This is a genomic window from Comamonas jiangduensis (assembly GCF_030162955.1).
In the GTDB taxonomy this organism is placed as follows: Bacteria; Pseudomonadota; Gammaproteobacteria; order Burkholderiales; family Burkholderiaceae_C; genus Comamonas; species Comamonas jiangduensis.
The window spans coordinates 38634-50656 of the sequence record NZ_JARXOV010000019.1 but is presented as its reverse complement, the minus strand read 5'-3'; the positions used below and the strand labels follow the sequence as shown (position 1 = coordinate 50656).

Genomic DNA, 12023 nt, shown 5'->3' with positions numbered 1-12023 from the left:
GAGTCTCTGATCGGACCATTATGGCTGAAGCTGAAATCTTTCCTTACATCGCCAGGCAGGGCCGAGTACGTTAGTGAATCGCCCCTGCCTGGTTGGGCCACCCCGAGGCCGTTGAGCGGACTATTCCAGGCTACGCTGGACCAGTTGTCAGTCGCAGGTGAGCTCCAACGCCTTAAGCCTGCCACCTCACATGCAGCCGCCGGTGCATCTACTGCCCTTACTCAATCCGCTGAAATACCTGCGGTTTTGATCAATTGGGTCCAGCGCTCTGTCTCTTGCTTGAGGTGGGTGCGCAGCACCTGTGGGGTCGTGCCCATCGGCTCGGCACCGATCGCATCCAAACGCTTTTTTACCTCCGGATCGCGCATGGACTCATTGAGAGCCAGGCTCAGCTTGTCCACAATCGCCGCAGGCGTGCCTGCTGGCATGAACGTGGCAAACCATGGCGACACCTCATAGCCGGGCACTCCAGCCTCAGCCATGGTAGGTACATCAGGCAGCGATGCCGAGCGCTTCTTGGTTGTCACCGCCAGGGCACGTAGCTTGCCCGCTTGGATATGGGGGCGTGCCGATGTAATGCTGTCAAACATAAAGTCCACCTGGCCACCCAGCAGGTCCGTGACGGCAGGGCCGCTGCCACGGTAAGGGACATGCAACATCTGCACACCGGTCAGTGCCGTGAAGTTGGCACCGGCCAAATGAATGGAAGTACCGTTGCCCGCCGAAGCGTACGTGAGCTTATTCGGCGCTTTTTTGGCCTGCTCAATCACGTCTTTGACGCTCTGGATGTCCTTTTGGTTGGCGTTGGTTACCAACACATTGGGCACCACTGCCAGCAAGCTGACAGGTTCAAAGTCCTTGATTGGGTCATAGCTCAGTTTGTTGTACAGCGCGCCATTGGTTGCCATGCCGATGGAGGTGATCATCAACGTGTAGCCATCCGCAGGCTGTTTGGCCACGAAATCCGAACCGATGTTCCCGCCTGCACCAGCCTTGTTTTCAATCACAAAAGGCTGCCCCAGTTTACGACCAGTCACCTCTCCCAGGGTGCGGGCTATGGCGTCCATCGCGCCACCAGGTGGAAAAGGTACCACCCATTTGATCTGCTTTGTTGGCCATTGACCAGGATCGGTTTGGGCGAGCACGGGGGCAGCAAATGCTGCGAGCAAGGCTGTGGACACGGTGTATTTGAGCAATTGATGCTTCATGCTTGTCTCCTGGATAGGTGTTTGTTGTTGTGTGTGCGTGCAAGCCAGGGCTCAGCGGATCGACGAAGGGTGTTTGGCCAACGGGGTGACCGTGATCTTCATGTAGGGGAACAAGGGCAGCTGGCTCAGGGCCTCGTGCAGGGCATCGTTGCTCTCTACGTCGAACACGCTGTAGTTCGCGTATTCACCTACTACACGCCACAAATGTGGCCATTGGCCCTCTTGCTGCAGCCGCTGTGAATAGGCCTTTTCCTCAGCTTTGATGCGTGCAGCCTCTTCGGCAGGCATGGTGGAAGGGATCTCAACAATCATGTGAACCAGATACAGCATGTGATGTCCTTTGGGGAAAAATTTCGTGGAGGGTTTCGTGGGTGCTCAGATATGGGTCACTTCGTGGTGTCATCGCACAGCACTGAGTGCGGCCGATACCTGCAAGTGGCCTCAAACGTGGGCGATGAAGTTATGCACCGTTTGTGCAAAGCCACCTAGTGCTTCCAGATTCGACAGGTGAGAGGTTGGCAGCACCGCCAGTTGCGCGTGTGCGATGTCGACCTGCATGGCCTGGGCATCGGCCACCGTAGTGACCGGATCGAACGCCCCTGCCAACAGCAGTGTGGGCGTACTGATAAGGCCCAGGTCGGCGCGCAAGTCCGAAGTCGCCAAGGCCTCGCAGCAGGCTGCATAGCCTTCAGGGTTGATCTGTGCCAACCCCTCCTGCACGCGTTGCACCACGTCCGGCTGGTCATGAATGAAGCCTTCGGTGAACCAGCGACCGGGGGCAGAGTCGGCCAGGTTGCGCATGCTGGTGGCGCCGCCTGCGCGCACCATGGAGGCCCGCTCCAGCCAGGCCGGCTGCGTACCAATCCGTGCCGCGCTGTTGCACACCACCAGCGCACTCAGCCGTGTAGCAGCATGTATGCCCAGCCACAGCCCGGTGTGACCACCCATGGAAATGCCGCAAAACGCGGCCTGTTCCACGCTCAGTGCATCCAACAGGGCCAGCACATCCTGCCCCAGATCATCAAAGCGGTAGGGCCCTGGTGTGACCGGACTGCCGCCGTGCCCGCGCGTGTCGTAACGAATCACACGCCAGTGCTTGGCAAACTCCGCCACCTGCGGTGTCCACATCTCCAGCGTGGTGCCCAAAGAGTTGCTCAAAATGAGCGCTGGTGCGGTGACGTCACCGTCCACCGCTACCCGAAAATTGCCACGCGATGTCAGCAGTTGAAAAGGGTCATGGCCCATGGATGTTTCCTTTCGTGCGGCGGGCGTTCCATCACATCACGCTGCCAAGCCACGTGATGCACGATGGAACGCTGTGCCGGGTCAAACCATCAGGCAGCTAGGCGTGGACGATCCACAAGCTGGTTATCCACGCCATTCACCAGTGCGCTGAGCTGGATGTCGAACACAATCTCGGCAAACGGTGCGCTCAGACCTTCTGCCTGGATGCTGGCTGCATCGGTACGCTCCACCACGGCAGGCACCAGGCCTTCACGGGTGGCGTAGGCGAAGTCATCGAACACCAGCGGATCACCGTCGATGTTGATCTGTGTGGTCAGCTTGCGGTGACCTGGCGCCGACACAAAGAAATGGATGTGTGCAGGTCGGTTGCCATGGCGACCCAATTGGTTGAGCAATGCTTGCGTGGGTCCATCGGGTGGGCAGCCATAGCCCATGGGCACGATGCTCTGGAATTTGTAACGTCCTTGGGCATCCGCAATGATGGTGCGGCGCATGTTGAAAGGCTGTTGCTCGCCAGTCGGGTCGAAGTGGGAATAAAAGCCCTTGGTGTTGGCATGCCAAACTTCAACCTGCGCGCCCGGCAGGGGCTGGCCATTGGCGCCACGCACGGTGCCATGCATGATCAGCGTGTGACCATCCTTGTCGCTGCCGTCATCCAACCGTGCAAAGCCTTGCTCCACGGGGGCACCAGCCACATACAGCGGGCCCTCGATCGTGCGGGGTGTACCGTTCTGGATGCCCAGCGCAGCATCTTCAGCGTCCATGCGCATGTCGAAGTAGCGGTCAAAACCCAGACCCGGGGACAGCAGCCCAGCTTCGCCACGCGCACCCAGCTGGTTCAGATAGGCCACGCCAGCCCAGTATTCGTCGGACGTGATGTTCAGGTCTTCAATCGCCTTGTATAGGTCGGACAGGATGCGGTGAATGATCTGCTTGGTGCGCGGGTTTCCACCTGGCTGATTCAGGCCACTGGCCAGACGCAGAAAGTCCTGTACTTCGGTGGTGTCGAAGAGTTGAATAGACATACGGGTCTCCTTGGTCATCGTAGGAACGGATAGAACAGACGCGGCTTCAGTGCGCCGCCACTGCGGCACTGCGCTTTTTGTCACGGCGGAAGAACTGCACGCGGTCTTCATCCAGCGCAATCCCCAAACCCGGAGCCGTTGGCACAGCCAGCTGGAAGTCCTGGTATTGCAGCGGCTGTGCCAAGATTTCTTCGGTTAACAGCAAAGGACCAAACAACTCGGTGCCCCACTGCAGATCTCGGAAGGTGGCAAACACATGGGCCGAAGCCACCGTGCCCACCGCCCCCTCAAGCATGGTGCCGCCGTACAGCGCAATGCCTGCAGCATCGGCAATCGCGGCCACCTGTTGTGCAGCGCGCAGCCCACCCGACTGCTCAATCTTCACAGCGAACACATCGGCACCCGCTACGCGGGCCAGGGCGAAGGCTGAAGCCGGGCCGGTCAGCGACTCATCGGCCATGATGGCAATCGGGTAACGCCCCTTCAGACGTGCCAGTGCTTCGGCGGTGGCCACGGGTTGCTCAGCCAGCTCACAGCCGGCATCGGCCAATGCCGCCAGGCCATGCTGGGCCTGCAGTTCACTCCATGCCATATTCACATCGACCCGCACGGCTGCGCGATCACCCAGGGCCTTCTTGATGGCTGCCACATGGGCCACGTCGTCGGCCACAGCACGGCGGCCAATTTTGAGTTTGAAGATGTTGTGGCGACGCTGCGCCAGCATGCGCTCGGCCTCGTCAATATCCTTGGCGGTATCGCCTGAAGCCAGCGTCCAGGCGACTGGCAGGCTGTCACGCACGCGCCCACCGAGCAACTGGGACACAGGCAGCCCAGTGCGCTGCCCCAGCGCATCAAACAATGCGGTTTCCACCGCGCACTTGGCAAACCGGTTGTCGCGAATGGCGTTGTCGAGCTTTGCCATGATGGCGGGCACATGGCTGGCATCTGCCCCCACCAGCAAAGGTGCAAAATAAGTGTCGATGGCCAGTTTCATACCCTCAGGCGACTCAGCCCCATAGGCCAACCCCCCAATGGTCGTGCCCTCGCCCACGCCCACGGTGCCGTCCGAGCAATACAGCCGCACCAGCATCAGCGTCTGGCCATTCATCGTGGCCATGGACAACTGGTGGGGACGAATGGTGGGCAAATCCACCAAAAAGGTTTCTACCCGCTCAATGGCCACAGGGGCCACAGACAATTGAAGGCGTTGTGTGTGTTCCATAGCACCGATTGAACAACGCAACCCCCTGAAACATCCAACACCAAATTCGTCTTGTTAAATACCTTTTAGGTATAGTCTGCTCTTAAGTCACTAAAGATCAACCAATTCGATACTGGAAATTTCATCGAATAGTGGTTTACCCTATGGATATCCGGCAGCTCAAATACTTCATCGCCGTTGCCAGTACCCGCAACTTCACGCGTGCCTCCGAGCAACTGCACATTGCACAGCCACCACTGAGTCGCCAGATCCAGTTGCTGGAGCAGGAGTTGGGGGTGCAGCTGCTGCTGCGCAACAGCCGCCCCCTGCGATTGACCGAAGCCGGGCGCGTGTTTTATGAGCAAGCACTGCAAATCACGAACCGGCTGGACCAGCTCAAAAGCACCACCCAGCAAATCGGGCTGAACCAGCGACAAACCCTGTCCATCGGCTTTGTGGCGTCCACCCTATACGGCGGCCTTCCCGCTCTGGTGCGCAAGCTGCGCCAGCATTACCCGGACTTGGACATCCAGCTGGTGGAGCTGACCTCCATGCAGCAAATTGCGGCACTCAAATCTGGTCGTATCGACATCGGCTTTGGCCGTATACGCAGCAACGACGCCTCGGTCACACGCATCGTCCTGCGCGAGGAGCGGCTGGTTCTAGCCCTGCCACCGAGTTCCACGTTGGCAGCTGAAAACTGCCACCTCAGCCTGAAGGCTGTTCACGGCCAAAAACTCATCGTCTATCCCAAGGAGCCACGCCCCAGCTTCGCCGACCACATCCTCAGCCTGCTGCGCGACCAATCGATCCGCCCTTCGGAGATCCACGAAGTGCGCGAGATTCAAACAGCTCTGGGTTTGGTGGCTGCAGAGTCAGGGCTGTGCCTCATCCCAGCATCGGCACGGCTGCGCAACGACCTGCATTACCGTCTGATCGAAGATCAGCGCGCGACGTCCCCCATCATCTTGACCCATCGCATCAACGATAACGCTTGGTTCATCGATGCGATCAAGCGCCTAGCCACCTATGTGTACGCAGAACACCCGACCTGGCTGGGCACGGAGCACAACGCACCCTTCAGGGCAAACTCTGCCTAATACCTAGTTGTGCAAAAAACCGGAGCCACTTCAGAACGCAAATTTGCGTTCTGCATCTACTGGTTGTGTTTTCGCTTCCCTGGTTAAACCTTTATTCTTTTTGCATCAATGGGCTGGGTTTGATTTTGTGGGTCTTGCGGCTGCACCTTGGAATCTCTTTGGGGTGTGCTATGAACGTTGAGGGATGAATCGGCTGATTGGAGTTTTCTGCGAATCGTGGTTGCCTCGACGCCGTAGCGGTTAGCCAAAATTCCTGCGATATCTCGCTTGGAGTGATGGCTGCCCAGCAGTTTTTCAGCTTCATGTTTGAGCACTTCTGGTGCTGGAGCTTTGGATTGTTTACGCCGTGTTTGCGCTGATTTTTCCCCTCCCTTGCGTGCGCCGTCTTTAATGCGAGCTTCTTTGTGGCGCAAGGTTTGCACGTAGGGGCTTAAGAGACGCGCGGCTTTTTGGATGCCTTCTCTGTGCGATAGGTGCTGAATCAAGACCACGACGTGCTCGTAAGGGCTGATCTGGATGGCGTAGCTCAGCAACTCCGTTTCAGTGCACTGGGCCAGTGCTGCACTTTCTTCGGCGCAATTTTCAAGAGTCAGCAGGGCAGGCCAGGGCAGTTGGTTGCAAAGGAGCGGCTCACTAGTCGCTTGATGAGGCTTGAAGCCGCGCGGGGCTAAATACACAGGGGAACCCCACAAAGGATCTTCCCTGAGCTTTTTTCGCAGTTGCTCGGTCTTGGTTTTGATGGCCAGCAGTATGCGGGCTTGCTGGTCTGTCAAGTCCAGATCGACATGTGGAGCGCATTCAATCGGTAAGCAGTGCTGGCCTGTGCCCGTGTTGGGCTGATCAAAAATTTCCACGATTCAAGTCTCCATTTGCTCTAAGAGGTGAAAGTCAGCGCCACGAAGCTAAAAAAATGTCTTACATCCGCCCTTACATCGTCGGAAAAAACAAAACCTCGCTACGTAAAACATAGCGAGGTTTCCTTATTTCATTGGTGCCGGAGACATGAATCGAACACGCGACCTTCTCATTACGAATGAGCTGCTCTACCGACTGAGCTACACCGGCGGCCTGAAAATTATAGTGACTTTTGGTCGGCTTCGAGGTGATAACGGGTCACGCGTTCCACTTCATTCTTGGAGCCCAGTACCACTGCCACACGCTGGTGCAACTCCGTGGGCTGGATTTCCATGATGCGCTGGCGGCAGTTGGTAGAAGCTCCGCCTGCTTGCTCAATCAACCAGCTCATGGGGTTGGCTTCGTACATCAGGCGCAGCTTGCCGGCCTTGTGTGGCTCGCGCTTGTCCCAGGGGTACATAAAGACACCGCCACGGCACAGAATGCGGTGCACATCGGCCACCATGGCCGCGACCCAGCGCATATTGAAGTTCTTGCCACGTGGGCCGTCTTCGCCAGCTAGGCACTCGTCGATGTAGCGCTTCATGGGTTCGTCCCAGTGGCGCATGTTGGACATGTTGATGGCGAACTCTTTGGTGTCTTCAGGAATCTTGACGTTTTCTTCAATCAAGATGAAGGAGCCTTGCTCCCGATCCAGGGTGAACATGGAGACGCCGTCACCCACGGTCAGCACCAGTGTAGTCTGGGGGCCATAGATGCAATAGCCTGCAGCAACTTGTTCGGTGCCGGGCTGCATGAAGTCGCTGTCGTGCACGCCAGGGTGGTTGTCGTGCTTTTTGAGCACGCTGAAGATGGTGCCGATCGACATGTTGATGTCGATGTTGGAGGAGCCGTCCAAGGGGTCAAACATCAACAAGTATTCGCCCTGGGGGTAACGGTTGGGCACCACGTAAATGCCTTCCATTTCCTCAGAGGCCATGGCAGCCAGGTGGCCGCCCCATTCGTTGGCTTCAATCAGGGTTTCGTTGGCGATGATGTCCAGCTTTTTCTGCACTTCGCCTTGCACGTTTTCGCTGCCAGCGGAGCCCATGACCTCTCCCAGCTGTCCTTTGTTTACCGCGAAGCTGATGCGTTTGCAGGCGCGAGCTACCACTTCCAGCAGCAAGCGCAGTTGGGGGGGGATGCGGCCATCCACACGTTGTTGTTCAACCAAATAGCGAGTCAGACTGACGCGGCGTGTCATAAGTTTTCTCCTGAAACAAGGTTGCGATCAAGCAACCTGTTTTTAAAAATATAGCTGCTAGCGCTTGATAGATAAGCGCAAACAGTGGTTTTGATGCTTAATCGTTGCCCAATGCTCGGGAGACGATTTCGCGCACATCGTTGCTCAAGTCGGGCTTGGCGGCGACGCGTGCAATCGCTTCGCGGGCGGCAGTGCGATAGGGCTGCGCCAGTTTGCCCCAGCGATCCATGCCGCGTGCGAGGCGGGAGGCGACTTGCGGATTGATGGCGTCAAGCTCCAGCACGCGCTCACTCCAGAAAACATAGCCTGCAGCGTCCGCACGGTGGAAAGCCCCGGGGTTGGCGCTGCAGTAGCTAAAAATCAGGCTGCGCGCACGGTTGGGGTTCTTCAGGCTGAAATCGGGGTGCTTCATCAATTGTTTGACGGCAGGCAACACGTTGCCACCCCGGTCACAAGTGCCTGCCTGCAGGGCAAACCACTTGTCGATAACCAGTGGCTCGTTCTTGAACAGGGTGTGGAAGCGCTCCAGGGCAGGCTTGGCCAGCTCAGCGCCGCTGTGCACCAGCGCAGACAGGGCGTTGAAGCGATCCGTCATATTGCCTGCGTCTTTGAAGCGTTGATAGGCTTTGCCGGGCCAGATGGTATCGCCCGAGACTTGGGCTGCCAAGCACAGCATGAGCAGCGCAGAGCCTGCCAGCGCGCGTTTGCCAGAGGACACGGGGTCTGGGCGGTAAGCGCCGGTGTCGCCATAGGTTTCCAACGCCCAAGCCCAATCAGCTTGCAAGCTTTGCGCCAGCTGCAGGCGCATGCATTCACGTACCGCGTGAATGCGCTGTGGGTCAACCACGTCCAGCTGTTCGGCCATGTAGGCTTCCGATGGCAGGGCCAGCACCAGGTCTTTGTAGGCCGCATCCAGCGTGGAGTGGCGCAGCACATCACGCAGTGCATGGACAAACGCCTCGGGCAGCACATCGGCAGCGACAGGGGCATCTGACTGGATGGCCTGCAGGGCATAGCGTACTGCCAGACGCTGGCCGGCTTCCCAGCGGTTGAAGCTGTCGCTGTCGTGGGCCAGCTGCGTCAGCAATTCGGCATCGCTGAAGTCGTACTGCAGCACCACGGGTGCACTGAAACCACGCAGCAGCGAAGGCACGGGGGACTGGGCAACGTTGGAGAACACCCAAGTCTGCTCGGCTTGCGTCAGCACCAAGGTTTTGCTCAAGGTGCTTGCGCTGTCGCCTTGCAGTTGCAAAGGCAATGCGCTGCCATCTTGACCCAGCAGACCCATTTCGACGGGAATGACAAAAGGCTGCTTCTCGGCTTGACCAGGGGTGGCTGCACAGCTTTGCGACAGTGTCAGCGTGTAGGTTTGCGCCGCAGCATCGTACTGTGCTACTGCTTTGACAGTGGGGGTGCCGGCCTGGCTGTACCAGCGCTTGAATTGCTCCAAGTGCTGGGCTAGAGGGCTGGCAGGGTTGGCATCCGCCATCGCCTGTACAAAGTCGTCACAGGTAACGGCCTGGCCATCGTGGCGGGCAAAATACAGTTCCATGCCTTTGGCAAAGCCTTCGCGGCCCACCAGGTTGTGCTGCATGCGCACCACTTCAGCACCTTTTTCGTAAATGGTGACGGTGTAGAAGTTGTTGATCTCGATGTAGCTGTCCGGGCGCACGGGATGGGCCATGGGGCCCGCATCTTCGGGGAACTGCACGGTGCGTAGCACCCGTACATCTTCAATGCGTTTGACCGCGCGGGCCGAGGGCGTGCCTGCCATGTCCATGCTGAATTCCTGATCGCGGAAGACGGTCAGGCCTTCTTTCAGGCTCAGCTGGAACCAGTCGCGGCAGGTGATGCGGTTGCCGGTCCAGTTGTGGAAGTATTCGTGGCCCACCACGCTTTCCACGTTGGCAAAGTCCACATCGGTGGCCGTGGACTGGCTGGCCAGCACGTACTTGGTGTTGAAGATGTTCAGGCCCTTGTTTTCCATCGCGCCCATGTTGAAGTCGCTGGTGGCGACGATCATGAAGCGATCCAAATCCAGGCTCAGGCCAAAGCGTGCCTCGTCCCATGCCACGGAGTGCATCAGGGCGTTCATGGCGTGCTCGGTTTTTTCCAGATCACCGGGGCGCACAAAAACCTGCAGCAAGTGGTCCTTGCCCGCACGGCTCTTGATCTTTTGCTCGCGCGCCACCAGCTTGCCCGCCACCAGCGCGAACAGGTAGCTGGGTTTTTTGTGCGGGTCAACCCACTTGGCAAAGTGGCGCCCGTCTTCCAGATCGCCGGAATCGACCAAGTTGCCGTTGGACAGCAGCACCGGGAAGGCATCTTTGTTGGCACGCAAGGTCACGGTGTACATGGCCATGACATCGGGGCGATCCAGGAAATATGTGATGCGGCGGAAGCCCTCGGATTCGCACTGGGTGAAGAACGTGCCTTCGCTCACATACAAGCCCATGAGCTTGGTGTTCTTGTCTGGCGTGCAGGTGGTGAAAATTTCCAGCTCGACGGGCTCATTGCCCTCGGGCAGGTTTTCCAGCACCAGTTGGCTGCCGTCCATTTTGAACGAAGTGCCAGCGCCGTTGACCATGACGCGCGCCAAGTTCAGCTCATCGCCATCCAGACGCAACGCCTGTGCAGGCACGTCAGCGTTGCGGCGGATGCGCATCTTGTTGAGTACGCGGGTTTTGGCTGGGTCGAGGTCGAATGTCAGGTCGACGGTATCGATCCACCAAGCCGGTGCTTGGTAGTCAGCCCTTTGAATGGCTGTGGCTTGTCCTTCACGCAGCATGTGATCTTCCTTTAAACGCCTTGCTTGAGCGAGGCTTCGATGAACACGTCCAAATCGCCGTCCAGCACTTTTTGGGTCGCTGAGACTTCTACGTTGGTGCGCAAATCCTTGATGCGGCTGTTATCCAGCACATAGGAGCGAATCTGGTGACCCCAGCCCACATCGGTCTTGGTGTCTTCCAGTTTTTGCTGTTCTTCCTGGCGCTTGCGCATCTCGTAGTCGTACAAGCGCGAGCGCAGGCGTTGCCAAGCTACATCCCGGTTGCTGTGCTGCGAGCGGCCATCCTGGCACTGCACCACGATGCCTGTGGGGATGTGCGTCAGGCGCACGGCTGAGTCAGTTTTGTTGATGTGCTGACCACCCGCGCCAGAAGCGCGGTAGGTGTCGGTGCGCACATCGGCGGGATTGATGTTGATCTCGATGGAGTCATCAATCTCGGGGTAGACGAACAGCGAAGAGAAGCTGGTGTGACGGCCACCCGAAGAGTCAAAAGGCGACTTGCGCACCAAGCGGTGCACGCCGGTTTCGGTGCGCAGCAGGCCGTAGGCGTATTCACCTTCCACCTTGATGGTGGCGCTCTTGATGCCAGCCACATCACCCGGCGTTTCTTCTTCCACCGTGGCCTTGAAGCCCTTGCGTTCTGCGTACCTCAGGTATTGACGCAGTAGCATGCTGGCCCAGTCGCAGGCTTCGGTGCCACCTGCGCCGGCTTGAATGTCAATAAAGCAGTTCAGGGAGTCCGCCTCTTGATTGAACATGCGGCGGAATTCCAGCTCTTCAATCAGCGGTTGCAGCTTGGCAGCTTCTGCCTCTATGGTTTCCAGCCCGGCCTCGTCGCCTTCTTCCTTGCTCATCTCAAACAACTCAGCGTTGTCAGCCAGTTCGGCTGTGAGCTTTTGCAGTGTCAAAACGACGGAGTCGAGCGATTTTTTTTCTTTGCCCAGTTCTTGGGCTTTTTTGGGGTCGTTCCAGACCGAAGGGTCTTCTAGCGAGGCGTTGACGGTGCGCAGTCGTTCAAACTTTGCATCGTAGTCAAAGATACCTCCGGAGTTCTTGTGTCCGAGTGGACAGATCGGCGAGTGTGGCTTCGATTTGGTTGACGCGTTCTGCTTCCATGACTGATTCCTATTGTGTTGTTCGTGCGAGCAGCTGGGATATCAATGCCCATCAAGACACGCCAAAGCTGCAAAAAGCGTGATTTTCGCATGTACGCAGAGGTAGTGCCCTTAATAAGGCAGATGAGTTTGGGGTGAAGTTGGGCGCTGCGAATAAAAAATAGCGTGTTGCAGGGTTTTTGGTGCGCTTGCCACATAAAAAGCAACGCCACACATCTTCATGATGTGTGGCGTGCTGGTAAT

The 12023-nt window shown here is 57.8% G+C and carries 10 protein-coding genes and 1 tRNA gene; 1 reads left to right on the top strand and 10 read right to left on the bottom strand.

What is annotated here, in order from left to right; genetic code table 11:
- Window positions 1-221 precede the first annotated feature (221 nt).
- The 5 genes from QEP12_RS14255 to QEP12_RS14235 all read right to left on the bottom strand — a co-directional run bounded on the left by QEP12_RS14255 (window position 222) and on the right by QEP12_RS14235 (window position 4700).
- Window positions 222-1208 (bottom strand): tripartite tricarboxylate transporter substrate binding protein, encoded by a 987-nt coding sequence (locus QEP12_RS14255; protein ID WP_174864192.1) that lies wholly within the window; start codon window positions 1206-1208, stop codon window positions 222-224.
- Between the two features lie 51 nt (window positions 1209-1259).
- Window positions 1260-1538, bottom strand: a complete 279-nt coding sequence (gene catC, locus QEP12_RS14250; protein WP_043386272.1) for a muconolactone Delta-isomerase — start codon at window positions 1536-1538, stop codon at window positions 1260-1262.
- 111 nt (window positions 1539-1649) lie between these two features.
- Window positions 1650-2453 carry a 3-oxoadipate enol-lactonase gene (pcaD, locus tag QEP12_RS14245; RefSeq protein WP_219162059.1) on the bottom strand — a complete coding sequence of 268 codons (804 nt, stop codon included), beginning with the start codon at window positions 2451-2453 and terminating at the stop codon, window positions 1650-1652.
- An 89-nt stretch (window positions 2454-2542) separates the two neighbouring features.
- Complete coding sequence (catA, locus tag QEP12_RS14240; protein ID WP_174864191.1) at window positions 2543-3478, bottom strand: catechol 1,2-dioxygenase; 936 nt, start codon at window positions 3476-3478, stop codon at window positions 2543-2545.
- Window positions 3479-3524: 46 nt separating this feature from the next.
- Window positions 3525-4700, bottom strand: coding sequence for a muconate/chloromuconate family cycloisomerase (locus tag QEP12_RS14235; protein WP_284214658.1), 1176 nt, complete (start codon window positions 4698-4700; stop codon window positions 3525-3527).
- A 143-nt stretch (window positions 4701-4843) separates the two neighbouring features.
- On the opposite strand from QEP12_RS14235, the gene QEP12_RS14230 reads away from it, so the two are divergent.
- Complete coding sequence (locus QEP12_RS14230) at window positions 4844-5779, top strand: LysR family transcriptional regulator (RefSeq protein ID WP_284214657.1); 936 nt, start codon at window positions 4844-4846, stop codon at window positions 5777-5779.
- An 83-nt stretch (window positions 5780-5862) separates the two neighbouring features.
- Here QEP12_RS14230 and QEP12_RS14225 read toward each other — a convergent pair whose 3' ends face one another.
- From QEP12_RS14225 to prfB, 5 genes are all read right to left on the bottom strand, one after another.
- Window positions 5863-6633 (bottom strand): hypothetical protein, encoded by a 771-nt coding sequence (locus QEP12_RS14225; protein ID WP_284214656.1) that lies wholly within the window; start codon window positions 6631-6633, stop codon window positions 5863-5865.
- 135 nt (window positions 6634-6768) lie between these two features.
- Window positions 6769-6844: transfer RNA gene (locus QEP12_RS14220), tRNA-Thr, on the bottom strand.
- 10 nt (window positions 6845-6854) lie between these two features.
- On the bottom strand, window positions 6855-7877 hold the full coding sequence (locus tag QEP12_RS14215) for a class 1 fructose-bisphosphatase (RefSeq protein ID WP_174862713.1): 1023 nt from the start codon (window positions 7875-7877) through the stop codon (window positions 6855-6857).
- Between the two features lie 97 nt (window positions 7878-7974).
- The gene (pepN, locus tag QEP12_RS14210; RefSeq protein WP_284214655.1) at window positions 7975-10665 is read right to left on the bottom strand and encodes an aminopeptidase N; all 2691 of its coding nucleotides are present in this window, start codon (window positions 10663-10665) and stop codon (window positions 7975-7977) included.
- Window positions 10666-10676: 11 nt separating this feature from the next.
- Window positions 10677-11781 (bottom strand): peptide chain release factor 2 gene (gene prfB, locus QEP12_RS14205; protein WP_219162055.1). Its coding sequence is split into 2 segments (ribosomal slippage): window positions 10677-11699 and window positions 11701-11781, totalling 1104 coding nucleotides; the frame shifts between segments, so codons are not numbered across the junction.
- Window positions 11782-12023: the final 242 nt, after the last annotated feature.